The organism is Pseudovibrio exalbescens (assembly GCF_028737195.1).
Classification (GTDB): domain Bacteria; phylum Pseudomonadota; class Alphaproteobacteria; order Rhizobiales; family Stappiaceae; genus Pseudovibrio; species Pseudovibrio zosterae.
On the sequence record NZ_JAQZAJ010000005.1, the window covers coordinates 375,914 to 402,167 of the forward strand.

At 57.8% G+C, this 26,254-nt stretch carries 22 protein-coding genes and 1 pseudogene; 8 read left to right on the forward strand and 15 right to left on the reverse strand.

Annotated features, from left to right (window positions below; all coding sequences use genetic code 11):
• Positions 1 to 11: 11 nt before the first annotated feature.
• The 10 genes from fcl to PUV47_RS15905 form a co-directional block, all read right to left on the reverse strand.
• The gene (gene fcl, locus PUV47_RS15860; RefSeq protein ID WP_274219558.1) at positions 12 to 1,034 is read right to left on the reverse strand and encodes a GDP-L-fucose synthase; all 1,023 of its coding nucleotides are present in this window, start codon (positions 1,032 to 1,034) and stop codon (positions 12 to 14) included.
• Positions 1,027 to 2,121 carry a GDP-mannose 4,6-dehydratase gene (gmd, locus tag PUV47_RS15865; protein WP_274219559.1) on the reverse strand — a complete coding sequence of 365 codons (1,095 nt, stop codon included), beginning with the start codon at positions 2,119 to 2,121 and terminating at the stop codon, positions 1,027 to 1,029. The genes fcl and gmd overlap by 8 nt, the downstream gene beginning before the upstream one ends.
• Positions 2,122 to 2,297: 176 nt before the next feature.
• A complete protein-coding gene (locus tag PUV47_RS15870; RefSeq protein WP_274219560.1) occupies positions 2,298 to 4,280 on the reverse strand; it encodes a beta-galactosidase in 1,983 nt (660 codons plus the stop codon).
• On the reverse strand, positions 4,277 to 5,158 hold the full coding sequence (locus PUV47_RS15875; protein WP_274219561.1) for an SMP-30/gluconolactonase/LRE family protein: 882 nt from the start codon (positions 5,156 to 5,158) through the stop codon (positions 4,277 to 4,279). The genes PUV47_RS15870 and PUV47_RS15875 overlap by 4 nt, the downstream gene beginning before the upstream one ends.
• Complete coding sequence (locus PUV47_RS15880) at positions 5,158 to 5,793, reverse strand: 2-dehydro-3-deoxy-6-phosphogalactonate aldolase (RefSeq protein ID WP_274219562.1); 636 nt, start codon at positions 5,791 to 5,793, stop codon at positions 5,158 to 5,160. The genes PUV47_RS15875 and PUV47_RS15880 overlap by 1 nt, the downstream gene beginning before the upstream one ends.
• Complete coding sequence (locus tag PUV47_RS15885) at positions 5,790 to 6,743, reverse strand: 2-dehydro-3-deoxygalactonokinase (protein WP_274219563.1); 954 nt, start codon at positions 6,741 to 6,743, stop codon at positions 5,790 to 5,792. Before PUV47_RS15885 ends, PUV47_RS15880 begins: the two co-directional genes overlap by 4 nt.
• Positions 6,744 to 6,913: 170 nt before the next feature.
• Positions 6,914 to 9,082 carry an alpha-galactosidase gene (locus tag PUV47_RS15890; protein WP_274219564.1) on the reverse strand — a complete coding sequence of 723 codons (2,169 nt, stop codon included), beginning with the start codon at positions 9,080 to 9,082 and terminating at the stop codon, positions 6,914 to 6,916.
• Positions 9,083 to 9,119: 37 nt separating this feature from the next.
• Complete coding sequence (locus PUV47_RS15895; RefSeq protein ID WP_274219565.1) at positions 9,120 to 9,968, reverse strand: carbohydrate ABC transporter permease; 849 nt, start codon at positions 9,966 to 9,968, stop codon at positions 9,120 to 9,122.
• A 1-nt stretch (position 9,969) separates the two neighbouring features.
• Positions 9,970 to 10,926, reverse strand: coding sequence for a carbohydrate ABC transporter permease (locus PUV47_RS15900; RefSeq protein ID WP_425313779.1), 957 nt, complete (start codon positions 10,924 to 10,926; stop codon positions 9,970 to 9,972).
• Between the two features lie 122 nt (positions 10,927 to 11,048).
• Positions 11,049 to 12,281 carry an ABC transporter substrate-binding protein gene (locus PUV47_RS15905; RefSeq protein ID WP_274219589.1) on the reverse strand — a complete coding sequence of 411 codons (1,233 nt, stop codon included), beginning with the start codon at positions 12,279 to 12,281 and terminating at the stop codon, positions 11,049 to 11,051.
• Positions 12,282 to 12,447: 166 nt separating this feature from the next.
• On the opposite strand from PUV47_RS15905, the gene PUV47_RS15910 reads away from it, so the two are divergent.
• Complete coding sequence (locus tag PUV47_RS15910; protein ID WP_274219566.1) at positions 12,448 to 13,260, forward strand: IclR family transcriptional regulator; 813 nt, start codon at positions 12,448 to 12,450, stop codon at positions 13,258 to 13,260.
• A 52-nt stretch (positions 13,261 to 13,312) separates the two neighbouring features.
• Positions 13,313 to 14,404, forward strand: a complete 1,092-nt coding sequence (locus PUV47_RS15915) for an ABC transporter ATP-binding protein (protein WP_274219567.1) — start codon at positions 13,313 to 13,315, stop codon at positions 14,402 to 14,404.
• A 69-nt stretch (positions 14,405 to 14,473) separates the two neighbouring features.
• On the opposite strand, the gene PUV47_RS15920 is transcribed toward PUV47_RS15915, so the two are convergent.
• Together PUV47_RS15920 and PUV47_RS15925 are read right to left on the reverse strand one after the other, a co-directional pair.
• Positions 14,474 to 16,171: a SulP family inorganic anion transporter gene (locus PUV47_RS15920; RefSeq protein WP_274219568.1), complete on the reverse strand. Its 1,698-nt coding sequence runs from the start codon at positions 16,169 to 16,171 to the stop codon at positions 14,474 to 14,476.
• A 221-nt stretch (positions 16,172 to 16,392) separates the two neighbouring features.
• Positions 16,393 to 17,061 (reverse strand): isochorismatase family cysteine hydrolase, encoded by a 669-nt coding sequence (locus tag PUV47_RS15925; RefSeq protein ID WP_274219569.1) that lies wholly within the window; start codon positions 17,059 to 17,061, stop codon positions 16,393 to 16,395.
• A 223-nt stretch (positions 17,062 to 17,284) separates the two neighbouring features.
• On the opposite strand from PUV47_RS15925, the gene PUV47_RS15930 reads away from it, so the two are divergent.
• Together PUV47_RS15930 and PUV47_RS15935 are read left to right on the forward strand one after the other, a co-directional pair.
• A complete protein-coding gene (locus PUV47_RS15930; protein WP_274219570.1) occupies positions 17,285 to 18,052 on the forward strand; it encodes a type 1 glutamine amidotransferase in 768 nt (255 codons plus the stop codon).
• 145 nt (positions 18,053 to 18,197) lie between these two features.
• Positions 18,198 to 19,514, forward strand: a complete 1,317-nt coding sequence (locus tag PUV47_RS15935) for an NAD(P)/FAD-dependent oxidoreductase (protein WP_274219571.1) — start codon at positions 18,198 to 18,200, stop codon at positions 19,512 to 19,514.
• Here PUV47_RS15935 and PUV47_RS15940 read toward each other — a convergent pair.
• A complete protein-coding gene (locus PUV47_RS15940) occupies positions 19,511 to 20,863 on the reverse strand; it encodes an NAD(P)/FAD-dependent oxidoreductase (protein ID WP_274219572.1) in 1,353 nt (450 codons plus the stop codon). The two genes, PUV47_RS15935 and PUV47_RS15940, sit on opposite strands and share 4 nt — an antisense overlap.
• A 229-nt stretch (positions 20,864 to 21,092) precedes the next feature.
• Here PUV47_RS15940 and PUV47_RS15945 point away from each other — a divergent pair, with 229 nt between their 5' ends.
• From PUV47_RS15945 to PUV47_RS15960, 4 genes are read left to right on the forward strand one after another with little or no spacing between them, the layout of a single operon-like run.
• Entirely contained in the window at positions 21,093 to 21,842 is a 750-nt protein-coding gene (locus PUV47_RS15945; RefSeq protein WP_274219573.1) for a CerR family C-terminal domain-containing protein, read from the forward strand.
• Complete coding sequence (locus tag PUV47_RS15950; protein WP_274219574.1) at positions 21,835 to 22,776, forward strand: HlyD family secretion protein; 942 nt, start codon at positions 21,835 to 21,837, stop codon at positions 22,774 to 22,776. The genes PUV47_RS15945 and PUV47_RS15950 overlap by 8 nt, the downstream gene beginning before the upstream one ends.
• Before the next feature lie 4 nt (positions 22,777 to 22,780).
• On the forward strand, positions 22,781 to 23,698 hold the full coding sequence (locus PUV47_RS15955; RefSeq protein WP_274219575.1) for an ABC transporter ATP-binding protein: 918 nt from the start codon (positions 22,781 to 22,783) through the stop codon (positions 23,696 to 23,698).
• Entirely contained in the window at positions 23,695 to 24,819 is a 1,125-nt protein-coding gene (locus PUV47_RS15960; protein ID WP_274219576.1) for an ABC transporter permease, read from the forward strand. The genes PUV47_RS15955 and PUV47_RS15960 overlap by 4 nt, the downstream gene beginning before the upstream one ends.
• Here PUV47_RS15960 and PUV47_RS15965 read toward each other — a convergent pair.
• Both PUV47_RS15965 and PUV47_RS15970 read right to left on the reverse strand, forming a co-directional pair.
• Complete coding sequence (locus PUV47_RS15965) at positions 24,816 to 25,736, reverse strand: ROK family protein (RefSeq protein ID WP_274219577.1); 921 nt, start codon at positions 25,734 to 25,736, stop codon at positions 24,816 to 24,818. The genes PUV47_RS15960 and PUV47_RS15965 overlap by 4 nt on opposite strands.
• A 143-nt stretch (positions 25,737 to 25,879) precedes the next feature.
• Positions 25,880 to 26,254: pseudogene (locus PUV47_RS15970) on the reverse strand (hypothetical protein); the annotation flags it as partial.

Below are 26,254 nucleotides of genomic sequence, written 5' to 3' on the forward strand. Positions count from 1 at the left end.
TGGCGCGGGCCTTAGGTAGGCTCTGGCTCTGTCACAGGCTCCCCGAGATCTCTCAGGGCTTGTTCCAACGATAGCTTAAGATCGTCGGGAACCTCGCGAGACTTCAAGAAAGCCGCATAGGCGAGCTTTAGCCCCTGCTCCAACCCAATGCTGGGCTGCCACCCCATCGCCTGAAGACGCGCGTTGTCCATCAACTTCCTTGGTGTGCCATCGGGCTTGGACAGATCGTGCGTGATACGTCCTTCAAAACCGACAGCTTTGCAAATCATTACAGCGAGTTGCTTGATGCTCACTTCCTCGCCGCTGCCCAGATTGATATGCTCTTCTTCGCTGTAGTTCTTCATGAGAAAGACCAGCGCGTCGGCGCAATCTTCCACGTAGAGGAACTCGCGGCGGGGCGCACCGGTGCCCCACATTACGATCTTTTGCTCTCCGTTTGCCTTTGCTTCGTGCACCTTGCGCATCAAGGCCGGGATAACGTGAGAAGTTTCCAGATCGAAGTTATCTCCGGGACCATATAGGTTCGTTGGCATGGCGCTGATGAAGTCACAGCCATGTTGGCGTCGATACGCCTGACAGAGCTTCACCCCTGCAATCTTGGCCAATGCATACCATTGATTTGTGGGCTCCAATGGACCTGTTAGCAAGGAGGCCTCGGTAATCGGCTGGCGCGCAAATTTTGGATATATGCAGCTTGAGCCCAGAAACAGCAGTTTTTTCACCCGTGCTTTGTGCGCAGAATGAATGACGTTGGCTGCGATCATGAGGTTATCGTAGAGAAAATCTGCCGGGTAGGTGTTGTTGGCAAGAATACCGCCAACCTTTGCGGCGGGAAGAAAGATCGCCGTGGGTTTTCGGGTCGCAAGCCAGAAATCGACTGCCTGCGGGTCTCTGAGATCCAGCTCGTCGCGCGGTGCGGTGACAACCTCGCAGGGCTCCCGTTCAAGACGGCGTAAAAGCGCTGAACCAACCATGCCGCCATGCCCCGCGACCCAAACTCTTTCTCCTGCTAGGTCAAAGAGTTCCCTAGACATGCTCCACCTCCCGAGCGGCGTCTTTCTCATGCTGGCGTGTTGTTCGTTGAAGCTCTGCCAGATCCTCTTTGACCATTTCGGCAACCAGCTCCTCGAAGCTTACCTTTGCCGCCCAACCAAGCTTTTCCCGCGCCTTGCTGGGGTCACCTTTCAACAGATCGACCTCTGTTGCTCGGAAGTACCGCGGGTCCACCTCCACAAGCAGCTTGCCGCTGGCTGCGCAAATGCCTTTTTCGTCCAGGCCCTCACCACGCCAGATCAATTCAGTGCCAGTTTCGGCAAATGCGCGTTCCACAAATGCACGAACGCTGTGGGTCTCTCCCGTTGCAAGCACGTAGTCATCGGCAATGGGTTGCTGCAGCATGCGCCACATGCCCTCCACATAGTCGCGGGCATGCCCCCAATCGCGCTGCGCTTCCAAGTTGCCGATGTAAAGCCGGTCCTGCAGCCCATGGGCGATGGCCGCCACCGCACGAGTAATCTTGCGGGTGACAAAGGTTTCCCCGCGAACCGGGCTTTCGTGATTGAACAGAATGCCGTTGGACGCATGAATGCCATAGGCTTCACGGTAGTTGACGGTAATCCAGTAGGCATAAAGCTTTGCAGCGGCATAGGGGGAACGGGGATAGAATGGGGTCTGCTCGTTTTGTGGGACCTGCTGTGCCTTGCCATAAAGCTCCGAGGTTGAAGCCTGATAGAACCGCGTTTTTTCTACAAGGCCCAGAAGCCGGATCGCCTCCAGCAGCCGCAGTGTCCCCATGCCGTCTGCATTGGCGGTGTACTCGGCCGTCTCAAAGGACACCTGCACGTGGGATTGGGCCGCAAGATTATAGATTTCGTCTGGCTGAATTTCCTGAGTGATGCGGATCAGATTGGTCGCATCTGTCATGTCGCCGTAGTGCAAAAAGAACCGCTGATTTTGTGTATGAGGATCCTGATAGAGGTGCTCGATGCGCTCCGTGTTGAAGCTGGAGGATCGCCGCTTGATCCCGTGCACCTTGTACCCCTTGCTGAGCAGCAATTCCGCTAAATAGGCACCGTCTTGCCCGGTGATGCCGGTTATGAGAGCTGTCTTTTCCTGAGTCACGCAACCACCCCTGTCCTCAGCGGTAGTCAGCGCCAAAACCCTCATGGTTTCAAACCCCTAAAAGGGCCAGCTACAAAATCCGCCCTGTCAAAAACAGAGGTAAGCAGCGCACAAAAAAGCGGCATTTCCATTTCAGGAAACGCCGCGATTTCAAAACACTATTGGAGGCTGGAGCCTCAGCGCACCAGTGACACCCCTGCCGCTGGAATTTTCAAACCATCAAGTTCGGCCGCTTCGGCGAGCCCCAGTGCCCTGAGATCCTGAGGATGTTTGGCGTAGTTGTAATAGAACGTGCCGATGCTGGTTTTCCGGCGACGCAGGCCTTGCGGCAAGTCCACTGGTTCAATCCCCTTTGGTTCCAGAACCTGCGCGAGGAATTTCTTCAGTGTTTGAGGACGAAGCCAAGCGCCTGTGTAGACAACGCTTTCGTTGCCAACCACGATTGGATCACCATTCTCGAGTGCAAGAATTGTTGGCAGTGAACTGACGAGTTCCTCCACCCAAATGGTGGCCTCGCCGAACTTTGACCCATCCCGGCTCAACAGCGTTTCACCAAAAAGCTTGGGCATGGTGGAAACGCGGGCCACTTCAACCGCTTCAAAAGGCGCTGGCAGCGCTGAGGTTTCCTGCGAGATTTGATAATGCTCATTCTTCTGAGCAAAACGCGGTCCTGCTACAACAAGCCCCCCTTGCGAAGCGTAGGTGGCCAGACAGCTGGAGAACTCCGCACTTACCGCATAAAGCCCTGGAACAATTACAGCTTTATATCTCGACAGGTCCTGCTCGGAGGGCCGAACGATGTCGACATCCACACCCAGCTCCCTAAGAGCGCGGTAGGCATTCATGGCCAGCAGACTGTAGGTAAAATCCTGACTTTGCGGCTGGGTTTCGTGGGCCCACTGGCTCTCGTAGTCAAACACCAAGGCCACGGGGGCTGGTGCGATGTGGAACGCGCCAAGAGCATCCCGTTCCCTAGCCACCTGCCCGGCCTCCTTGAAGGCCTGCGCGGGGGCATTGTCAGGCCGTTTGAGGCCAGCGTGCATCTGCTCCTGCGCAAAAGGGGCCTGCCTCCAGCGGAAATAGCTCGTCGTTTCAGCACCATGGGCGAAAGCCTCCCATGACCACAAGCGCACCATGCCATCAAGTGGCGAGGGGTTATAAGGGGCCCAGTTCACCGGCCCCGGCTGCTGCTCCATGATCCAGAGGCGGCCATTGCCTGCGGCGCGATATAGGTCGTGGTGGAAGCCTTGGAAGTCCGGATCGCCTTGCTGGAAGAAGTCGCGCCAGAACTCCGGGGCCATTTCCGTGCCCGACTCCATCTGATTTAAGCTATGGAAACCAAGGGGATAGCTGTCCCAACTGGCGACATCAAGCTGATCCCCAACCTTATAATGGTCGAAGTGGAAGAAGCGCCCCATGAAGTTATGAATTATCGGACGCCCCGGAGAAAGCTCGCGCAGCATCTCCACCTGCGCCTGATTAAACTCTGCTACCTTGTCTGAAGAAAAGCGATAAAAATCAAGCCGATGAGCGGGATTACTCTCTGTGACCGTCAGGTATGGCAGGTCTATCTTGTCGAAGCTGCCATATTCCATGGACCAGAACACGTTGCCCCAGGCTTCGTTTAGTTTTTCTACTGTTCCATACTTTACTTCCAGCCACCTTTGGAACGCTACCCGCGCGACGGGAGACCAAGAGCGGATGGTATCATGGCAGCCATATTCGTTGTCGGTCTGCCAGGCTGCTACGGCAGGATGCTGACCGTAACGCTCGGCAATGATGCGAGAAATGCGTTTACTTTCCTCACGATAGCCCTCATGAGAAAAGCAATAGTGACGACGGGAGCCGAACTTGCGCGGATTGCCGTTTTCATCATGAGCCAGCATGTCCGGGTGCTTGTCCAGCATCCAGCGCGGCGGCGTTGCCGTTGGCGTACACATGACAATTTTTAATCCATTCCGCGCCAAGGTCTCAACAGCGCGGTCAAGCCACTCCCACTGGAAAGTGCCCGGTTCAGGCTCTATCCGAGACCATGCAAATTCTGCAATGCGCACCCAAGTGATGCCGAGTTCCGCCATTTCGCGGGCGTCCTGCTCCCAAAGGGCTTCATCCCAGTGTTCGGGGTAGTAGCAGACGCCAAGGGTCTTTTCCTGGGTCATGCAGTTATCCTCTCAATGACGGGATCAAAAAGCCCCTCAATTTCAAGCTTCACAGCAAAGGTGGCGCCAGCCAGCGGCTCGCGGGCGAGTTGCTCTTCGCTCAGGTCCTGACGCGCTGTGGTGATGAAAAGCGTCTTGCCATCCGCACCTCCGAAGGCGGGGCAACTTGGCTGGCTTACCGGCAGTTCGATGACGCGTTCTTGTGTTCCATCAGGACGATAGCGGACCACGCGCGCCCCGCCCCACTGGGCATTCCATAGATGTCCTTCCGCATCCACCACGGAGCCATCCGGACCAAAACCGGTGGCGCTGATGTCAACAAACAGCTCCGGCTCACCCGCTGGCAGGCCGGTTGCCTTGTCCAGCGGCCAGCGAATGATGCAGCCGGATGGAGTATCGGAAAAGTACGCCCACTCTCCTTGCGGAGAGAAGCAAATGGAGTTCGGAATGGAGATCTTGTCTTTGATCAACTGAAGGCCGCTTACGCCGAAGCGATAGAGGCTGCCCGCCTCCTTTTCCGCGTTGTAGCCCATGGTGCTGATCCAAAAGCCGCCCAGACGATCTGTTCGGCCATCGTTGGACCGGGTGACAGGGTTATCCCCCTCCACCGGGTGAACAAGGTCCAGCGCAGCGCTTCCCACCTGCCAGCGATGAACACCGCGAGACGTTGACACGATGAGGCTTTCGCCGGGTTCGCGGGCGAAGGCTGAGACAGGATGGTCAAACTCATAAATGCGGGTGTCGGCATCGGCTTCACCCTGTTGCAGCACACGCTGATTATCGATGTCGACCCAGAACAGGCAGCGGTGTTCAGGCGACCATAGAGGCCCTTCCCCTAAAGAGCAAAGAACCTTTGAAAAAACAAAGGGATCAGACATCAAGCACCACGCTCCTGAAGGGCATCATAGGCAGCCACCATTTCTTGAGCATTTGCGGCAACCTCTGCGACGGTATCACCGGGCTTGTAGATGTTGGCACCGAGGCCAAAGCCCGCACAGCCCGCTGCGGCATAGTCAGCAAAGTCCTTCGCGCCCACGCCGCCCACGGCATAGACCGGCTTGTCCTTCGGCAGGACTGCATTCATGGCCTTGATGCCTGCAGGGCCCATGATGAAGGCGGGGAATATCTTCAAGATATCCGCGCCATGTTTGACGGCCTCAAAGCATTCGGTTGGGGTAAAGACGCCCGGACAGGACATCATTCCGGCCCGCTTGGTGGCCAGGATGACCTCCTTGTCCATGTTTGGCGAGACAATAAACTCGCCGCCGACGCTGCGAACCGCCTGAACATCGTCTGCGGTGAGGACAGTGCCCGCTCCAATGCTCGCCTTGTGGCCAACCTTGGCCTTCATGAGGCTGATGCTCTTGAGTGCTTCGGGGGAGTTGAGTGGCACTTCAATCTGCGTGATGCCTGCGGCTACAATCACCTCAACAACGGCTTCAGCCTCATCCGGCGTAATGCCGCGCAGAATTGCGATGATGTTACGTGCGTGATCAGTTGGAGATGAGGTCATACCCCAGATTCCTTTCTAATGATGGAGAGCCCCTTCAGCGCGGCCACGTCGCCATCATGGACCCGTGTCTCTATACCGAAGATGCGCATGGCGCTCGCATAGCATTTCACGAGCGAAGAACTACCAATGATTTCAACCAGATACCCCGGAGAAACCCCGCCAGAGGCGGCCAGCTCTTTCAGTTCCGTGGCAATGGTAACGCCGGAAAGATAGGCATAGGCGGCCTTGGGATCGGTGCCGTTCAACAACTGTGCTGCCCGGACCGGGAACAGGGCGGACAAGAACTGAGCCGCGCCGGAATGAACGTCGTGCACCCCTTTGGCAAAATGAGTGGGCTCGGCCCCTTCAGAGCCATCCAGAGAGTGGCGCAGCATGGAATGCTTCACGACAAGAGCAAAGAGTTCGCCAGTCAGGAATGTACGGGACTGGAGAATCCGCTGGTCTTCGGTGTGAACCCATTTGCTGTGGGTGCCCGGCAAGCAAAAGATGTGGCGGCCTGTCTCCATCTCGTCCAAAACGCCGAGAAGCAGGGTCTCTTCACCGCGAATGACGTCCGGGCCAAACTCGTTGTTCTGGCAGACCCCTGGCACGATGAACGGGCGGATGCGCGGGTCTTTGACCGGAACCTCCACAAGCCGCTCAGCAAGGGCAGAGAACGGTGTTGGCAGCTCAACGTACGCGGCCTCTTTCCAGCCTTGCCGACTGCCTGCCATGCCGCAAATCAAAATGGGCAGGGGCGACTTATCCCCCTCGAGCCACGGGTCGATGAGGCCCAGCAGCACCCCCTCGAAAGCATCGCTGGAGAGGGTGCCCGCACCCTGCGTTGATTTTGCGTTGGTTTGAATAAAACCGTCAGATTGAACGTACCAAGCGCGCAGGCTGCTGGTTCCCCAGTCAACGGCGATCCAGTCGCCGTTGCTTGCCGCCAGTTTGAGAGGGGTATCGGCCATCAGACAAAGCCTCCGTCGAGGATCGACCCATGAACTTGCATGCTGCGATCTGCCCCGGCGGCGACGGGCAGGACTGGCTCAGCCGCGCCCTCTAATTTTTCGCCGAGTGATTGTGGAAGCATGAGAACGGGTCTTTCAGTTTCTTATTGGTGGGTAGAAGTGCATGCAGGTCAGCGGTCCCTCTCCGCGCGGCCCTCGAAGACCAGCATGGTCTCCGGAAATTGGATCGGCAGCGCAACGCCTGCCCGCATGAGTGAAGCGCCAGAGAGCGTCAGACTGTGCTCGCGCCAATCGACGCCCGCCAGAACGCGGTTCGCCGTTGCTGAAATGCCTTCAGCATTCAGCGCCGAAACGGTGTAGGTCTGCTCCTCTGCCAGACCGGCCAAACGCAGGGCCGATGTGGAGGAGGATGCTGGTACGGACTGTTGCCCCACGAACAGCAGGAACTGGTCCCGATCTCTGGACACCATTTGCATGGCAATTACATCTTGGGTTGACGTGGTATGTACGTAGATGTGCGCTTCATGCATAAATTTGCGGTGTTTCTTGTAGAACGCACTCCAGCCTTTCAGCTCAGACAGGTCCTTTTCGCCGAGGACTGTCAGGTCCGCCTCATAGCCCATGTGGCAACTCGCAGCGACAGCCCCCCGGTAGTTCATTGAGAGGCGGCGACCGGAGGTGTGGCACTCGTCTGGCCCCACATGAGAGCCTATGACTTCCGGCGGGAGAAACAGACTTGCGGCGGCCTGCATGCGCCAGCGTTCGCGGGCGTCGTTGGAGTCAGACAGCCAGACACGTTGGGTGTACTTCAAGATTTCATAGTCGATCCGCCCACCGCCGGAGGAGCAACTCTCGATGACGACATTCGGATGGGCCTTGCGCAAACGGCCAAGCAGACTGTAGAGCGCCTGCACGTAGGCATTGCTGGCCGGTCGCCCGAACTGATCCGCGGGCAATACGATACTGCGGTTCATATCCCACTTGATGTAGTCGATGGCATTGTTCGACAAGATCTCGTGGATGCGCTCAAACAGGTATTCCTGAACCTCGGAACGGGTGAGATCCAACACCAGCTGATTGCGACCCAGCATGCGGTCGCGGCCCTCAGCGTGAAGGATCCAGTCCGGATGGGCGCGATAAAGCTCTGAATCTTCGTTGATCATCTCCGGCTCGAACCAGATGCCGAAGCGCAGACCGCGAGACTTTACGTGATTGATGAGAGGGGTAAGCCCTTGAGGATACTTGTTCTCATCAACAAACCAATCGCCGAGGGAAGACGTGTCGTCGTCTCTCTTGCCGAACCAGCCATCATCCAGAACAAACAGTTCCGCGCCTGCATCGGCTGCCTTCTCCGCCAAGGCGGAAAGCTTTTCTACGGAGTGGTCAAAATAGACAGCCTCCCAGCAGTTGTAGTGAACCGGGCGAGATTTGTACCACTCAGGAACTTGAAGGATCTGCGATCTCAAGAACGCATGGAAGCGTTGACGAATGCCAGAGAGCCCCTGGGAGGACTGAGCAACATAGAGCACCGGCGTTTCATAGCTCTCACCGGAGGAGAGCATGACTTCGCCCATCTCCAGCAGAGCCCCATATTGAACGGACCGGCGACCATCTGGCAGTTCCTGAGCGACCATGCGGTAGTTGCCGCTCCACCCCAGATGAAAGGCAAGTGCCTGCCCTTCCAGGTCATTGGCGTTGGCGCTGAGCGCCACAAAACCGGGAAAGTGTTCATGGGAGGTGCGACCAAGGCGGCATTCGCGGGCATAGATGCCCTTTTGCCAGTCAGCACGCTGCTCGCGGAACTCGTTACACCAACGGCCCTCAAAACTGAGATGCTGGACTAGATGTTGAGGCACTGGAACGCAGGCAGCATTCAACCAGTCCACCGCGTAGGGACGCCCACCGGAGTTTGTGAGTTTCTGCCGGAAAGCAGCAACGCCCGTTTCGGGATCTAGGGTCACATGGATGTTGAGGGTGAGCCCGACGGTACTGTCGGAAAGCTCAAACTCGACCGCCTGTGAGGTTGACGTGAGGACGGACGTCAAGCGGAACTGAGTGTGCCAGTTCTGTCCCTGATGGCTGTCGCCGCGAATGCCCGGGTGGCCTGGAGTGGCGCGGCCGGCTTCGGGGGTCAAGGTCAGGTCCAAAGGTTCGTCGAGCATCACCTGCCCGACAGGTGGGCGCAGGCTGGCCGCCAGCGCCTCCAGATTTTCATAGAGCGGCAACGCTTCGCCCATATAGATCAAGGCGGGAACACGGTCCTCATAGGCGGCAAACACCATAGTCTGCCCTGCCCCGTCGAGACGCCAGCAGCGCGCACCAGCTTCGCCCGTTTCCATGTTTTTCTCCTCGTGTCCGAAGGTTGCCATTGCAGGATCAGCCCTTTGTCGCGCCGAGCGTGAGACCCGCTATGAAATGCTTCTGCATCAGGAAGAACATGATGACAGGAGGCATGGCCGCAACGATGGAGCCTGCAGACACCAGCTGCCACTGAGCAACCCACTGACCATTCAGCGAGAAGATACCAGCGGTGACCGGCAAAGCGTGGCTGCCCTGAACCAGAACGGTTGCCCAGAAATAGTCGTTCCAGATGAAGGTGAAGATCAGAACCGACAAGGCCGCAATGGCAGGCCGCATGAGCGGCAAGACGATGAACCAGAAGATCTTCAGCTCGGAAACACCTTCTACGCGGGCAGCTTCAATGAGCTCAAATGGCAGAGCCTTGATGAAGTTTCGCATGAACAGGGTACAGAATCCGGTCTGAAACGCAATGTGGAACAGGACAAGGCCCATGCTGGTGTCATAAAGGCCCATGTTCAACGTGAGATCGCGCACGGGCACCATCAGGATCTGGAAAGGCACGAAGTTGCCTGCCACGAACATGAAGAACACCAGCAGGTTGGACTTGAACTTGTAGACCGCCAGCGCAAACCCGGTGAGACACGACAAGGCCACGGCACCGATAACGGTTGGAATGGTCACCTTGAAGGAGTTCCAGATGTAGGTGCCCATGGGAGTGTTGGCGAACACTTCCAGATAGTTGCCCAGCGCAATGGTCGAGGGCACGCCGAAGTAGTTGCCCTGCGCCAAGTCAGATGCAGGGCGAATGGAGGTCATCATGACGCCGAGGAGCGGCAGGAGCCAGAGGATCAGGACGATCGGCACGGCGAGCTTGTAGCCCCAACGCCAGGGAGCGGCGATTTTTTCGACAGGTGTCGGGAACATATCAGTAGCCCTCCCTTTCGTCTTTCAGCATCCGAACGATGAAGATTGAAATGAAGACCATCATGATTGCGAACAGGACAACCGCAATTGAGGCACCGTAGCCCATGCGGAAGCCGTATTCGGAAAGCGCCTGCTCATACATGTAGAAGGAAAGCACACGGCTTGAGCCCCACGGTCCGCCGTCGGTCATGATGGAGACAAGGTCGAACGACCGCAGCGCACCGATCACCGTCACGACAACGGCAATGAAAGTCGCCGGGCGGAGCTGAGGAATAATAACGTACCAGAGCATCTTCCAGCCCTTGGCCCCATCGAGCCGGGCGGCCTCGATCTGATCGGGCGATACGTTGTTGAGACCCGTGAGGTACAAGATCATGCAGTAGGCGATTTGCGGCCACAGACCAGCGATGATGATGCCGTAGGTGACATAGGTTTCGTCAGCAAGAACGGCGACATCCCCGAACCCCAGAAATGACAGAAGCTGTGTGAAGAGGCCGAAGTTTGGCGCGTAGAACCATGAGAAGATCAGACCGACCACGATCTGAGAAATCACAAAGGGAAAGAAGAACAAAGACTTGTAGATGCGAATGCCGGTGATGGTCTGATTGAGGAAAATTGCCATCAACAGACCGGCGGGCACTGCCAGCATGTACATGACCAGCCAGATCACATTGTTCTTCAAGGAGACGTAAAAGGCTTCGTCATCCAAAAGCTCAACGTAGTTTGCAAGCCCAATGAAGGTCTTCGCGCCGATGCCGTCCCACTCGTAAAAGCTGACCCAGATGGATTGAGCGATGGGCGCGATCACATAAATGATGAACATCAAGGCGCCAGGCGCCAGAAACAAAAGGGGAGCTAGTCGGCGTTGGTTTACCAGCCACCGGGTTGTCGTGGATGCAGCTTGGGCGTTGCCGCCCGCGGTGCGTTCGACATTTGGCGACAGTATGGAGTCACTCATCGGCTTATCCCTGAGATGAATTGAAAGGCCATTGCCACGGCAGCCCTCCCCGCCGTGTCAGGCTGGACATGAGGGCCCAGACCGGTCCGCAAGAGCCGATCCGGGCCATCACTCAGAGCATGTTAGTCGTAGACGCGCTCACGCACCTTATCGAGGCGCTTGAGGATGCGATCAACGCGTTCTGGCTTGACCATGAACTCCTGGAAGCCTTCCATGCCAGCCTTCGCCATTTGCGCAGGCACATCGCGGTCGTAGAACTGCGCCAGTGCGTAAGCTTCAGACAAAACGTTGAAGCCCTGAGCAAGGATCGGGTCTGCCGGGCGGGTTGCCTTTGAGTTGACTGGCAGCTGGCCGAGGGTTTCGTTCAACTTGGTCTGAACGTCTGCGCGGGCCATGTAGGCAAGGAATTTACGGGCGTCTTCCTTGTTCTTTGCGCCGGATGGAATGTGGATGGTGTCCGTTGGGGCTTCTTCAGCCATTGGGATGGACGGGTCGATGACCGGGAACTGCATGTAGCCGATCTGGTCTTCTGACAAACCACCGCTCTTGAACACGTCTACCGCAAAGTTGCCCATCAGATACATGGCGGCCTTGCCCTGCACGAGCGGCGGAACCGCATCCTGCCAGTCCAACGCTGCGTGGTTCTCGATGAAGTAACCGGGCTCTACCAGCTCTGCCCACTTGTCGAATGTGGCGCGCACGCGCTCATCGGTGTAAGGCACCTTGCCGGATGTGAGGTCCATGTGGAACTCGTAACCGTTGACGCGCAGGTTCATGTAGTCGAACCAGCCACCGGTTGGCCAAAGGGCCTTGGTGCCAATGGTGAATGGCGTAATGCCGTTTTCCTTCAGCTTGGCAGAGGCAGCCAGAAGCTCTTCCCAGGTTTCGGGCGTTTCAATTCCCAGATCGGCGAAGATGTCTTTGCGGTAGTAAATGCCCCACTGATAGTAGGTGAAAGGCACGCCCCACTTCTTGCCATCGATGGTCATGGAGGCCGCTGCGGAGCTAAGCGTTTCATTGAGACCGTGCTCTTCCCAAACATCGGTCACATCTTCAAACAGGCCCGCCTCCACGAACGGTGCCATACGGTTACCGGCATACCAGGTTGCCAGATCCGGTGCATCTGCGGTCAGGAAGTTTCGGATGGAAGTCTTGTAGCCTTCCTTGTCCATGAAGTTGACGATGACTTCAACATCAGGATTTTCGGCCTTGAAGCCTGCAATCATTTCTTCAAAAGCTTTTTTTGGTGCCGGATCGCCCTGATCAAGATTGATGACCAGCTCGCCCGCCAGAGCGGATGAAGCAAAAGCAACGCCTGCCACTGCACCAATAAGCGCGGATTTAAAACTACTAATCACTGCACAACCTCCCTTGAGTGATAAGGATAAAACTGTTTCATTCAATGGAACTGCGTTTTATCAATTGAAATTAAAAGCCAGAAATGCATAATTGTCAACCAACAGGTGAAGACTAGCCTTTGCTACACGGGAGGAGGGTTTTCCATTTGGGAGTGGAAAGCCAATGACCATGAAAAATATAGAACCAGACACGCAAGTCCCTCAGGAAGTTGATCTTTCCAGCCCGATCTCGAAAGCGCTGGCGGTGCTGGACGCGGTCGCTGCGGCGGACCACCCACCCCGTTTCGTCGAGCTTTTGAGCAGCGTTCCGCTATCGCGCGCCACCTTGCACAGAATGCTTCGGCAACTGACCAACGAGGGCATGCTCTCGTACGATTCGGAGCAGCACACCTATCGCGTGGGCTTTCGACTGATGCGCCTTGCGCACTCTGCGTGGGCAAACACCAGCTTGGCGGGCGCTGCCAGTGACGCCCTCGACATTCTGAGCGCCAAGGTGAGCGAAACCATTCACCTGGCTGTGCTCGACAATTACCAGGTGCTTTACGTGGACAAGCGCCTGCCTGCCCGCTCCGTGCAGATGTATTCCAGCCCCGGCAAGATCGGCCCGGCTTACTGCACCGGCGTTGGCAAGGCGATGCTGGCCTTCCTGCCCGACGCACAGTTGGACCACGCGATTGCGGCGCAGTCTTTTCAAAAGCATACGGCGAAAACACTGGTGACTCCGCAAATGCTGAGGGACAACCTGTCCGTCATTCGCCAGCGGGGCTACGCCTTTGACGATGAGGAGCATGAGCCGACCATCATCTGCATTGCCGTGCCCATACTCGGACGGCGCGGCGAACCCATTGGCGCCATGTCCATTACCAGCACCACCGGGATTACCAATCTGGACCAGATGGTGGCGACCTATCTGGCACCGCTGCAGGAGACAGCACGCCAGATTGCCCACAGTGCTGAGATTTCAATGAATTTGTAAATTTGCGCCAACCATGAGCGCTTCGAATTTCTGACGTTTTGGGAGACACCTTATGACCACGGTGCGTTTGACCGACCTGCGCAAAAGCTATGACAAGCTTGAAATTCTGCATGGCATCAATCTGGACATCAAACAGGGAGAGTTTGTTGTGTTCGTTGGGCCCTCCGGTTGTGGCAAGTCCACCTTGCTGCGGACCATTGCGGGCCTTGAGCTTTCCAACAGCGGCACCATCGAGATTGATGGCGTTGATGTGACCAACGTGGATGCGTCGCTGCGCGGCGTGGCCATGGTGTTTCAATCCTACGCGCTCTACCCCCACATGACCGTTGCTGACAACATGGGTTTTGGCCTGAAAATGGCCGGGCGGGACAAGGCGGAGATCAAACGGCGCGTGGATGAAGCGGCCCGTATTCTGCAGCTCGAACCGCTCCTCGAACGCTTCCCCAAGCAGCTTTCGGGTGGTCAGCGCCAGCGCGTTGCCATTGGACGCGCCATTGTGCGCAACCCGAAGGTGTTCTTGTTCGACGAGCCGCTTTCCAACCTTGATGCGGAACTGCGGGTGCAGATGCGCATCGAGATTGCCCGCCTGCACAGTCAGATGGATGCCACCATGATCTACGTGACCCACGATCAGGTGGAGGCCATGACGTTGGCGGACAAGATTGTGGTGCTGGAAGGCGGCCATGTGCGCCAGTTCGGAGCGCCGCTTGACCTCTATGACGATCCGGCCAACCAGTTTGTGGCTGGCTTCATCGGCTCGCCAAAAATGAACTTCCTGAAAGCCCGCTCTGAAGGCAACACGGCGACCGGCCTGAAGGTGACCGTGGAAGGCTTTGGGGATCAGACCCTTGAGATACCGGGGATCAAAACCGCTGTGGCGCAGGGCTCCGAACTCACCCTTGGCATTCGCCCCGAGCACTTCCTGAATGGCGCGGATGCAGGAGAGTTCTCTACGGACCTGCCGGTTGCCTTCGTTGAAAACCTAGGCGAATCCACCTTCGTTTACGCCAATCTGGCTGGCGGAACGCAGGTGACCGCAGAGCTACGCGACAATCGCCTTTCCAACAAGGTCAAGAGCGTGACGCTTGGCATACCAGCGAACAAGGCTTTCCTGTTTACGCCGGACGAAGAACGGCTGCGGTAACACCTCCCAGAGCCGCAGATCAAGGAAGGCCGCTGCACACCCCCGCAGCGGCTTTTCTTCATGCCCGCCCTACCCTTTGCACTTGGCAAGCGCGGTTTCGACCGAGCGTTCAAAGGAGACCACAGGGGGCTTGAGCCCCTGCGCAAACAGGGCCTGCATCACATCCCGCGAGGCGCCTGCCACAATGACCTTGATGCCGTGGCGGTTGTGTTTCTCCGCGGTGCCTTCCAGCGTCTTCGCGGCAGTTGAATCGATGAAGGGCACACCGGTAAAGTCCAGTATCAAGGCCTTGCGGTCATCGGCAATGGCATCCAGCGCCGCACCGACGGCTGACGCGGCCCCGAAGAAGAACGCCCCGGTGATGCGGTAGACGACGATATCGGAACTGGCCACGTTTAGGCCGTTATAGGCACTGCGCGCCTCCACGCTGTCGGGCAGATCGTCCTGCGCGAAGGAAGGGCACATCTCGACCGATGTGGCGCGGGCCATCCGGGAGATGAACAGCACGGACCCCAGCGCCACCCCAACCACAATGGCCTCGGTGAGATCGCGAAAAATGGTGAGCAGGAAGACCGAGCCCAGAACCAGCGCATCTCCTCTGGACGCACGCAGCAGGCTGACAATGGCGGACTTTTCAATCATGTTCCATGCCACCACGGCCAGAACCCCAGCAAGAGCGGCAAGCGGAATGAAATAGGCCACCGGCGCGGCAATCACGATGAACAACAACAAACACACAGCGTGAACGATGCCAGCTACAGGCCCATGAGCCCCAGCCCGGATGTTGGTGGCGGTGCGGGCAATGGTGCCCGTGACGCAAATGCCGCCGAACAGCGGTGAGATGATGTTGGCGATGCCTTGCGCTGCCAGCTCGCAATTGGACCGGTGACGACGCCCGGTCATGCCATCGGCCACCACGGCGGACAAGAGTGACTCAATGGCCCCAAGCAACGCAAAGGCGATTGCACTGGGCAGGACGGCCACCGCTTTCTCCCATGAGAGCGCGGGCAGATGGGGCATAGAGATCTGTGCGGGAATGCCGCCGAAACGGGAGCCGATCGTGTCCACCGGCAAGTCGAAGACAGCGGTGGCCAGCGCTGCAAGGGATACCGCGAGCAACATGCCCGGCCATGCGGGGCGGAACCTCTTGAGCCCGACAATGAGGAGGATTGTTGCCACCGAAATGGCGGCGGCGCCCGCATTCCAAGAGGAGAAGGCCGCCGCGAGAACCGGCAGCTTTTCAAGAAGGGGGCCGGGCTCGGGGCCAGAAAGCGTTAGTCCAAGCAGCTCTTTGAGCTGACTTGCGAAGATGATGATGGCAATGCCCGCAGTGAAGCCCACCGTTACCGGATAGGGGATGAACTTGATGTAGGTACCAAGGCGAAGCAGGCCAATGAGAAGCAGCAGGACACCCGCCATCATGGTGGCCAACAAGAGCCCATCCATGCCATGGGTGGCAACGGTGGTGGCCATGAGCACAATAAACGCCCCCGCCGGCCCACCAATCTGAAACCGACTGCCGCCCAGCGCGGATACGAAAAGCCCGCCGAAAATTGCCGTATAAAGCCCTTGTGCCGGCGTTGCGCCAGCGGCAATGGCAATTGCCATTGACAAGGGAAGCGCCACAACGGCGACAGTGAGCCCGGCGATCAGATCGCTCTTGAAATGGCTCAGGCCGTAGCCCTCCCTCAACACGGTGAGGAGCTTAGGCGTGAACAACTCTGCAAAACGCGCGGAAGAACCGGCTGCGCTATCGGTATGGGTCATGGGCATCTCATGGGACCGTATGGATGGACGGTCTCTTTATGAGAGAACACGGCACAGGGACGTCTGGGCTGGTCGAAAGGCCAAGTCACTTACGAGGCGTGCGATGTGGGGTGTTCAAGGGGATTGAACTTTGGACCTGACCGTATTGCCAGTTCAGCAGCCTTGGGGCAAGGACAAACGGCATACATAAGTATTCCATTTAAGAAGGACTGCGCCCACGCTCAGGCAGGCTCTGGCACCGGAAGCTTGAAGGGCTTGACCCCTTTCTCCCCATAGGTGCGGCGGGTCTCCCACCACTTGTTGGTGTCGCGAGAGATGACCGCATCTTCACTGAAGAGAATGCGATAGCCGCGATTGAGGCCGCCTTGTGCGGTGTTTTTAACGCAAAGATTCCCATCCAGCCCAGCAAGAACAAGCGTGCCAATCTTCCGGTCCTCCAGATAGTCGTTGAAGGCATGGGAGGAAAACGCGTCGCTGCGATGTTTGATGAACTCGGCATCGCCCTGCACATTGAAGCGCGGGTCCAACCCCAGACCGTCGGAATCTGCTGCGCCGCGCCCATCGTCCACCATGTGCACGACCTTGTTGGTGTACCAGCCCTTGTAGATGTGACGAATGATGATCACGGGCCAACCCTGCGCACGGGCGTAGGACGTCAACCTCCTTATTTCAGCGGATGCGCGGTTGATTTCCTCGGAGAACGGCCGGTCCTCTGACACGGCCCGCAGAAAATCTTCCTGCAAATCCACAAGTACCAGAGCGGTATTGGGGCGCGCTGCCAAAGTAATCGGCATACCATTCGTGGGTTTACGCAGGTTGTGCAAACCGCGAATTGTATAGATCAGAAGTGCTGCTATTGCAGTTAGTGCAACGACTATTCCAATGATCATTCCAGTCCCCAAATCAAGACCGTCTTGATATTGCCACCGTTTGGCCTTGCTAGGAAGCCCCTATTGTTCTGAGGGGTGGGTTTGCAAAAGTGTTTCACAGGATGGACTTAATGAATGCATTTAACTGAATGCGGCCAAGCGGTTGACAGACAATGCAATGACGCCCCATCTACAGACCATTGAGTAAAATCCTCGCAGCATTTCGGGATCAGGAGCACTCCAATTGAGCACGACTTTTACACTGGGCATTCTGGAAACCGGCCGCCCGCCTGAAGCGCTGGAAGAAGAATACGGCTCCTACCCTCAGCTGTTTGCAGACATGTTGTGTATTGAGGCCCCGGAGTGGGACTTTCGAGCCTATCGCGTCAATGAAGGTGAGTTTCCGTTTACACTGGACGAATGCGACGCCTGGCTGGTGACCGGCTCCAAACACGGCGTTTACGATGAACTGGACTGGATCGAGGAACTGAAGGAGTTCCTTGAGGAAGCCTATGAGGAGGGCATTCCTCTAGTCGGCATTTGCTTTGGACATCAGGTCTTGGCCGAGGCACTTGGCGGATCGGCTGTGAAGTCGCGGCGCGGCTGGGGCCTTGGCGTGCAGTCCTACGAGGTGACTGAGGACGGCAAGGCGCTCTTCCCGGAGGCCACTGAGTTCTCGCTAAACACATTCCATCAGGACCAGGTGGTTGAAATTCCGGAGAGCGCAAAGGTGCTGGCGAAATCAGAGTTCTGCCCCTATGCCGCCCTCTCCTACGGCGACCGGGCGTTGAGTTTCCAAGGCCATCCGGAGTTTGACCGGGCCTTCACGAAAGCGCTGGTTGAAAACCGCCGCGGCGAAGTGCTGACCGATGAGCTGGCCGACGCGGCATTGTCCACGCTGGATGAGAAGACCGATAATGACCAGCTGGCCCAGATCATCGTCAAGTTCATCGAAGACAGAGCTGGCACGTCAGGAACTGGCGGGGACGAAACCGAGAGCCCTTCGGCCTGATCAACGCCCCACATGCGGCGGACGGCCCGGCTCAGCCCCGCGGCGGATAGGAAAAGCAGGGCAAAAGGCGCATGATGTTGCTGCGCCTTTTGTTTCAAGCGCGCTACACTCTGTCTGATCTGGAGGGGAGGACCGGGCAACAACCATGGGACTGAGCGGGAGTTTTCTTTACGCCAATGATGAGGCGGGCACCTACCCGGCCTCTTACTACCATGCCAGCGCAGAGTTTCTGGAGGCCTTTCCACCTCTTGCCGACGACATCCGCTGCGATGTGTGTGTTGTGGGCGCGGGCTACATGGGTCTTTCGACCGCCCTTCACCTGCGCGCACGCGGGTATGACGTCGTGGTGCTGGATGCCCACCGCATCGGCTGGGGTGCCTCGGGGCGCAATGGGGGCCAGCTGGGTAGCGGCCAGCGCGTTGACGTGGATGAACTGGAAGACCTTGTGGGGCCGGAACGGGCGTTGGCGCTTTGGCAGATTGGCGAGGACGCCAAGGCGCTGGTGAAAGAGCTGATTGCACAGCATCAGATTGACTGTGACTTGACGCCGGGCATCTTTTACGCCGACCACAAACGCAGCTATTCAAACCACAGCAGGGCTCTGGTGGAGAAGCTTCACCGCGACTACCACTATGATGAGATCGCGTTCTACGATGAGGAACGCACGCGCGCGCTGATCGACAGTCCCTCTTACTTCAGCGGCACCATGGACCATGGCGCGGCACACCTTCACCCGCTCAATCTGGTTTTGGGTTTGGCACGTGCGGCAAAGGCGGCGGGTGTGCGCTTTCATGAGCAAACGCAGGTGCGAAAGGTGGAGCAGACCACCCCTGCCATTGTGCATTGCTCTTCTGGAGGCCGGGTCCGGGCAGACCACGTGGTTTACGCCTGCAATGGGTACATCGAGAACTTGAGCAAGCCAGTGGCGCGCCGGTTGATGCCCATCAATAACTTCATCGTGGCGAGCGAACCGTTGCCGCAAGAGATGGTGCAGAGCCTGATTGCCAAGCGCGTGGCAGTGGCCGACAGCCGTTTCGTGATCAACTACTACCGATTTTCTGCCGATAATCGGCTGCTGTTCGGCGGCGGTGAAAACTATCGTTTTGCATTTCCCAAGGACATAAAAGCCTTCGTGCGAAAGCCCATGCTGGACGTGTTTCCGCAGCTCAAGGATGTGCGCCTTGACTATGGCTGGGGCGGCACACTGGGCATTACGCTCAACCGCCTGCCCCTGTTCATGCGCCTTGCACCGAACGTGTGGAGTGCGGGCGGCTTTTCCGGTCATGGCATCAGCATTGCGACAATGGCCGGCAAGGTGATGGCCGAGGCGATTGATGGCCAGTTGGCGCGGTTTGATGTGATGGCGAAGATCCCGAGCCCGGTTTTCCCCGGCGGGCGTCACCTGCGCTATCCGTTGATGGTGCTCGGCATGATGTACTACGCCCTGCGGGACCGGCTCTAGAGCTTGCCATCCACCCATTGGTAGTGGCAGTAGGCCGCTTTCAGGTACAGCAGGCGCAATGCGGACAGCGGAAAGCGCTTTGGGACTTGCCGCATCACAGCGGGGATGCGGTCGATGCCTTGCTGATAGCCTGCAGCAAAATCCGCAAGCGCCTTGCCCGCCCATGAGGCCATGGCAATGCCGTTTCCGTGGTAGCCTGCCGCCGTCCAAACCCGTGACAGCGACCCGACGGCTCCAATGTAGGGCGCCAGACTGCGGTTCATGCAGACAAAACCACTCCAGAAGTGTGTGGCCTCCACATCGGCCCATGCAGGGAACATGAGGTCAAAGTGCTGGCGCGTGCGCTCGAACATGTGCTGGCGCTTTTCCGGCGCAGCATCGGTGCCCCCACGCATGCCAAACAGGAACCGTCCGTTGGGCAGAAGCCGAAAGTAGTGCAACAGGTTGCGGGTATCGTACGCCATCTCATGTGCCGTCCAACCTTGCGCCTCCTGTTCCTGCGGGGAAAGAGCGCGCGTGACCATGACATTGGACAGGACCGGCAAGTGCCGACCGGCGAACCAGTCATGGGGTCCATCCTGTCCATAGCCATTTACCGCAATCAGCAGGTTCTCCGCTGAGATTACCCCTTTGGGCAGATGCAAGAGGTAGCGGTTGCCCTCCTTGGACAGGCCTGTGACCGGGGAGTGACCGAATATCTGCACCCCGGAACACAACACGGCGCGAGTTAGCCCCTCCACATAGCGTGCGGGATTGAGAGCAAAACCAACTGGAATATGCGCCGCGCCATGAAAGTGCGGGCCAGCCATGCCGATCTCCGCCAGCGCATGTGGGCCATAAAACGCAGGCTGAAGCCCGGCATAGCGCTCAAGGGCGTTGGCCTCCAAGCGCAAATCGTCAAGAGCCTCGGGGCAATGGGCCAAGGCCCACTCCCCGTTTCCGTGCGCTTCCACTTCCATATCGTGCAATTCGGTCAATTCGCGGACAAACGCGACGGACTCGACTTGGGTCTTCGCGAACTTTTGCGCTTCTTCCAGTCCGTGGTTTCTTTCAATCTGACTTTCCGAGAGCCGCGCACCGCCCATGCAGCAGAACCCGCCACTGCGCCCCGACGCGCCCCAGCCGGGCCAACCAGCATCCAAAACCGCAACAGAGGCGGAGAATTTTTGCGACAGACGCAGCGCTGCATTCAGGCCCGTGTAGCCTGCGCCAATCACGGCGAAGTCCACCGCCAATGCGCCATCGGGCGGTGTGAAGCGCCCCCCAGTTTCGTCAACGGTTTCGGACCAGTAGGTACCAACCGGCAAATTGGGATCAAACGCAGCGGGACTGTAGAGCCGTCTTAACATTGCAGGCGGTTCCTTCTTGGACGGGACGCTCGATGTTAGGCACCGGAAGGGCTGACTTGAGCCTGTGCCGCAGTTTGCTGTGTTCAGACTGCCCCAATGCGGGGCCTGACGAAAGCCCCCTTTTCCGTAAACTTACTTAGATAAATGCGATTGCGTTTTGACGAATATCCCTCTACAAATAATTCAAACGTTTGTTTTAATCAGTCGATTGATTGAAAGGAGTGCCCTCGTGGACACCGACCGTCTCAGCAACGCAGCTGCCGATCCCGCCCAAACCCAACACCTAAACCTTGGGAATGCAGAGGCGTTGCTGAACCCCACCTCCGCCTCTGACCGGACCAAGGTGGCGTTGATTGAAGCCGCCTTGCAGGCCTTTACCAAGAACGGCTATGCCGCCACGTCTACGCGCGAGATTGCCAGCTTGGCAGAGGCGAACATTGCCGCCATTTCCTATCACTTTGGGGGAAAGGAAGGCCTGCGAGATGCCTGTTCCGTGTTCATTGTTGCCGTCATGCGACAGGCTTTGATCCAGCACCTGCATGGCTACATGGAAGAATTGACCACAAGCACGCCCGAGGAGGCAGAGAAGCAACTGCTGCAGCAGCTGGAGCGTATGGTTTTCTTTGTGCTGCTGGACCCAAAGGCGCGGCTGTTTGTGCGTTTTCTCATAATGGAAATGGCCTCCCCCTCCGCTGTCGTGGATCATGTTTACAGCAACCTGATCGAGCCTGCGCACAAGGCCATTTGCCAACTGTTTGCAAGGGCATCCGGCTGGGGGGCCGAGGAAGAACGCACTCGACTTGCTGTCTTTACCTTCGTTGGCCAGATCTTCTACTTCCGCATGACGCAGGATGTGATCTTGCAGCGCTTGGACTGGGAGAGCCTCACCCCTGTGGAGGCAAAGAAACTGGCAACCGCTGTGACTTTCAATCTGAGGGCGACACTGGCGCTTGCAAGGTCGGAGGCTGAAGATGATTGATCTCTGCGTGATCCCTGTGTTGGCGGGTTTGCTAGGCTCATGCGGGGCGGATGCTGTGGTTATCCCTGGCTATGTGGAGGGTGAATACACCCACATCGCCGCCAATGAGCAGGCAGAAATTCTGGAGCTGGCGGTAAAACGCGGAGAACGGATTGGAGCCGAGCAGGTGATCGCCCGTCTCGAAACAGAAGATGCCGAAATTGCGCTAAGTGAGGCGGAGGCGTCACTGGCCACAGCGAAAGCCGAGTTGGAAGACTTGCTGATTGGCAAGCGGCCGGAAGAGATTTCGGTGATTGAAGCCACTTTGCGCTCCGCGGAAGCACAGGCAAAGGAAGCCAAACGCGTGATGAAACGACTGGAGGGGTTGCACGCCCGCGCTGTCGCTTCGCAAGCGCAGTTGGACGAAGCGTCCACCGCCCATGACATGGCCATCGCCCGCGTGGCCGAACTGGAGGCGAACCTTGCTGTGGCGCAGCTTCCTGCACGGGCCTCTGTGATTGAGGCGGCGGAAAAAAAGCTTGAGCAGGCACAAACGCGTGTGGAACGGGCACAATGGCTGCTCGACAAACGGGTGATCCGCGCCCAGCAGGATGGCGAGGTTTCCGACGTCATTCGCCGGGTTGGCGAGATGGCGGGCCCCGGTGCGCCAATCGTTTCCGTGTTGCCAGATGGGGCTACGAAACTCACCCTTTATGTGCCGGAGGCTGCGTTTTCCGCCGTGGACATGGGAGACAAGCTATCAGTTGCCTGCTCGGGGTGCCCCAGCGGCCTTGAAGCGATTGTGACCTACATCTCCGCAGAGCCTGAGTTTACCCCACCGGTGATTTTTTCTGTCGATACACGAGACAAGCTGGTCTACCTGGTGGAGGCACGCCCCACATCTGGCTCGGAACAGCTGAAACCCGGCCAAATTGTCGATGTGACGCTGGATTGATGCCATGTACGCCATTGATGTTACAGGCCTGACCAAGCGTTTCGGCGACAAGACGGTGGTCGACAACGTCTCCATGGAGGTGAAGACCGGAGAAATCATCGGCTTTCTAGGGCCGAACGGCTCCGGAAAGACCACAAGCATTCGCATGATGTGCGGATTGCTGAGGCCAGACGCCGGTCGCGGCTCTGTGCTGGGGTTTGACCTTGAGAAAAGTCAGCTCAGCATCAAGAAGGAGGTGGGGTACATGACCCAAAAATTCTCCTTCTATGAGGATCTGACCATTGAAGAGAACCTGAACTTCGTCGCCAAGCTCTACCGGCTCAAAGCAGCAAAGGACCAAGTGCGCTCGACGTTGGATCAACTGGGCCTGACGACCCGTCGACACCAACTTGCAGGCTCGCTTTCGGGCGGCTGGAAGCAGCGCCTTGCCCTCGCCGCCTGCACCATGCACCGGCCCAAACTGCTGTTGCTTGACGAACCCACAGCAGGCGTGGACCCCAAAGCTCGGCGCGACTTCTGGGATGAGATCCACCATCTGGCCGCTGAAGGCATGACGGTGCTTGTTTCCACCCACTACATGGATGAGGCCGAGCGCTGCCACCGCATCAGCTACATTTCCTACGGCAAGATGATCGCCGAGGGCACCATTGAAAGTGTGATCGCCAACTCCGGTCTGGTCACCTATCTGGTGCACGGCGAAAAGCTGGAGGGCGTGAGCGCTCTCTTGCTGGCAGAAGACGGGGTGGAACAGGTGGCCCCGTTTGGCGCGTCTCTCCATGTGGTTGGCACGGAAAGACCGGCGCTTGAACGGGCGCTTGGCAAGCTGGAGGGCCGGTCGGGCATTACCGTGAAACCCGGCGAAACAAGCCTTGAGGACGTCTTCATCAAATTCATGAGTGACAGCAAGGACAACATGTCATGACCGGCTGGTTTTCTCTCACCCGCTTGTGGGCCTTGTTCCTCAAGGAATTCGTCCAGATGCGCCGGGACCGCATTACCTTTGGCATGATGCTGGGCATCCCGATCATGCAGCTGCTCTTGTTTGGCTATGCCATCAACAACGATCCACGCGACCTGCCCGCCGCGCTGGTCGCAACGGGCAATGACCCTTACACCCGCGCCATTGTGCAGGCGCTGGAGGTATCGGACTACTACCGTTTTACCACGGTCAACAGCTCGGCTGCAAAGGCCGATCAGATGCTCGTGCGCGGCGAGGTGGCGTTTGTGGTCACCATTCCCTCTGACCTTGCGGTGCGCATGGAGCGGCAGGAAAAACCTCAGATCCTCGTGGAAGCAGATGCCACCGACCCTGCGGCGTCCAGCGCTGCCATATCCGCCCTGCCGGAGATTGCGCGTCAGGCCTTTTCCCGCGTGAACATGACCGCCCCTGAAGAACAGCGGGGGCTCGAGGTGGTGGTGCACCGGCGCTATAACCCGGAGGCGATATCGCAATACAATGTGGTTCCAGGGCTCCTGGGTGTGATCTTGCAGCTGACGATGGTGATGATGACGTCCATGGCGCTGACGCGTGAGTATGAACGCGGCACCATGGAGAACCTGTTGGCCATGCCCGCGACGCCCGCCGAAATCATGCTGGGCAAGGTGTTGCCCTATCTGGGCGTTGGTGCCGTGCAGGTGGTTGTGGTGCTGGTTGCGGGGCGGCTTGTGTTTGACATACCGTTTGTGGGCAGCGTCGGCCTGCTGTTTGCCACGACCATCATCTTTGTGTTTGCGCTGGTTCTGCTGGGATACTTCATTTCCACCATTGCCAAGACCCAGATGCAGGCCATGCAGATCACGTTCTTCTTCTTTCTGCCCTCTCTGCTGCTTTCCGGCTTCATGTTCCCGTTTCGCGGGATGCCGGACTGGGCCCAGGTGCTGGGAGAGATCTTTCCGCTCACCCATTTCCTGCGGGTGATCCGAGGGGTGATGTTGAAAGGGGCCGAATGGCCTGACGTGGCAGCGTCGAGCTACGCGCTCCTTGCGTTTGTGCTGGGATTTGCCGTGCTGGCCCTATTGCGTTTCAAACGCACCTTGGACTAGCCCGCCCAAGCATTACGCGCTGCAAGTGCTGCGCCCCATGCGCCACTGCTGTCCCCGTGCTCCGCCAAGCAGAGCGCGGGGGCTTCTGTCTTCGGCAGCAGCTTTTTTGAAAGGGGCTTGGCTATGCGGTTGGTCAGATCCGGGAGGTTTGACAGCCCCCCGCCGAAGATGACCACCTCTGGGTCAAAGGTGACTTGCAAATCTGCGACCAGGCTGGCCAGCAGCTCTGCCCATAACGCAAGCGAGCGCCTTGCCAGCTGATCCCCAGCTGCCTCCAGAGAAATCAACTCCTTGGGACTGAGGGGCCTTCCCCCAGAATGCTCATGAATCTGCGACAGGCCGGGACCGCGCAGCAATGTCTCATAACAACCGGTCTTGCCACAGCCGCATGTGACCAAAGGAAGATCCAGCCTTTGCGCCTCAATGGCCGGTATGCTGAGATGCCCCAACTCACCGCATGCGCCATTCCGGTCTGGCGGCAGCGTTCCATTGCAGACATAGCCACCGCCAACACCAGTGCCAATGATCAGGCCAAACACAGAGGAATACCTCCGCCCGGCGCCGAGCATTGCTTCTGAAAGGGCAAAACAGTTGGCGTCATTTTCAAACCAGATGGGAAAACCGATCCGGTCCGACAGCTCCTGCTTGAGGTTGCGTGTGCCGCCAGAAAGGTTTGCCGCAAAGCTGAAACCCCGCTCCCGTGCCTTCAAACCCGGCGTACCAATACCGATGGGCAATTGGTCTTGGGCGGCGTGTGTGAGGAGCCATCGGACTTCTTCCGCGAGCACATCCAGCAATACCTCAAACGAACCTGCTGGTGTTGCCACCCGGCGGGAGGCAAGCACCTGCCAGTTTTCCGAGAAGGCGGTTGCTTCAATCTTTGAGCCTCCAAGATCAATGCCGCCTGTCGCCATCATGGAAAGTTGCCTCCGCACCAAACTGCCGTTGCAAATGCCTTAACGCGCCTGTGCCCCGCGAACAAGTTGAACGCGTTGCCGAGCGCACAAAAAAGCCCCGGCACGAAATGCCGAGGCTTCTTATTCACTCGCTACAGCGTTTTTTAGCCAACCATGACCGCTGTGTCTGACTGATGCGTATCGTCCAGAACCACGTTGATCACGTCGGTATCGTGAACGCCATCAAGGTAGGCGATGGTCTGCCAGTTGCCAGAACCGTTTGTATCGACCTGGAAGTTGGTGCCCGTTCCAGAGCCGTCCTCTATGGCGCGAACCATATCGGCCGTTTTGGCGGTGGCATCGCCATAGATCGCATCCAGCAGGCCAGAAACATCCATGGTATCGCCGTCAAGGTCGAACTCTGATGTGGAAACATCGAAGTCTTTGACAGTGTCCATGCCCCCATCAAGGGCCGCGAACACAAACACATCTTCGCCGTCTCCACCGTACAGCGTATCGCTGCCAGCGCCGCCGATCAG

Excerpts from the sequence above, each read along its gene's own strand:
- PUV47_RS15940 (WP_274219572.1), bottom strand. The coding sequence starts at position 20,863 with ATGTTAAGACGGCTCTACAGTCCCGCTGCGTTTGATCCCAATTTGCCG.
- PUV47_RS15895 (WP_274219565.1), bottom strand. The coding sequence starts at position 9,968 with ATGTTCCCGACACCTGTCGAAAAAATCGCCGCTCCCTGGCGTTGGGGC.
- PUV47_RS15950 (WP_274219574.1), top strand. The coding sequence starts at position 21,835 with ATGATTGATCTCTGCGTGATCCCTGTGTTGGCGGGTTTGCTAGGCTCA.
- PUV47_RS15890 (WP_274219564.1), bottom strand. The coding sequence starts at position 9,082 with ATGGAAACGGGCGAAGCTGGTGCGCGCTGCTGGCGTCTCGACGGGGCA.
- PUV47_RS15935 (WP_274219571.1), top strand. The coding sequence starts at position 18,198 with ATGGGACTGAGCGGGAGTTTTCTTTACGCCAATGATGAGGCGGGCACC.
- PUV47_RS15960 (WP_274219576.1), top strand. The coding sequence starts at position 23,695 with ATGACCGGCTGGTTTTCTCTCACCCGCTTGTGGGCCTTGTTCCTCAAG.
- PUV47_RS15955 (WP_274219575.1), top strand. The coding sequence starts at position 22,781 with ATGTACGCCATTGATGTTACAGGCCTGACCAAGCGTTTCGGCGACAAG.
- PUV47_RS15880 (WP_274219562.1), bottom strand. The coding sequence starts at position 5,793 with ATGACCTCATCTCCAACTGATCACGCACGTAACATCATCGCAATTCTG.
- PUV47_RS15965 (WP_274219577.1), bottom strand. The coding sequence starts at position 25,736 with ATGATGGCGACAGGCGGCATTGATCTTGGAGGCTCAAAGATTGAAGCA.
- PUV47_RS15920 (WP_274219568.1), bottom strand. The coding sequence starts at position 16,171 with ATGACCCATACCGATAGCGCAGCCGGTTCTTCCGCGCGTTTTGCAGAG.
- PUV47_RS15875 (WP_274219561.1), bottom strand. The coding sequence starts at position 5,158 with ATGTCTGATCCCTTTGTTTTTTCAAAGGTTCTTTGCTCTTTAGGGGAA.
- PUV47_RS15885 (WP_274219563.1), bottom strand. The coding sequence starts at position 6,743 with ATGGCCGATACCCCTCTCAAACTGGCGGCAAGCAACGGCGACTGGATC.
- PUV47_RS15870 (WP_274219560.1), bottom strand. The coding sequence starts at position 4,280 with ATGACCCAGGAAAAGACCCTTGGCGTCTGCTACTACCCCGAACACTGG.
- PUV47_RS15910 (WP_274219566.1), top strand. The coding sequence starts at position 12,448 with ATGACCATGAAAAATATAGAACCAGACACGCAAGTCCCTCAGGAAGTT.
- PUV47_RS15915 (WP_274219567.1), top strand. The coding sequence starts at position 13,313 with ATGACCACGGTGCGTTTGACCGACCTGCGCAAAAGCTATGACAAGCTT.
- PUV47_RS15925 (WP_274219569.1), bottom strand. The coding sequence starts at position 17,061 with ATGATCATTGGAATAGTCGTTGCACTAACTGCAATAGCAGCACTTCTG.
- PUV47_RS15900 (WP_425313779.1), bottom strand. The coding sequence starts at position 10,926 with ATGAGTGACTCCATACTGTCGCCAAATGTCGAACGCACCGCGGGCGGC.
- fcl (WP_274219558.1), bottom strand. The coding sequence starts at position 1,034 with ATGTCTAGGGAACTCTTTGACCTAGCAGGAGAAAGAGTTTGGGTCGCG.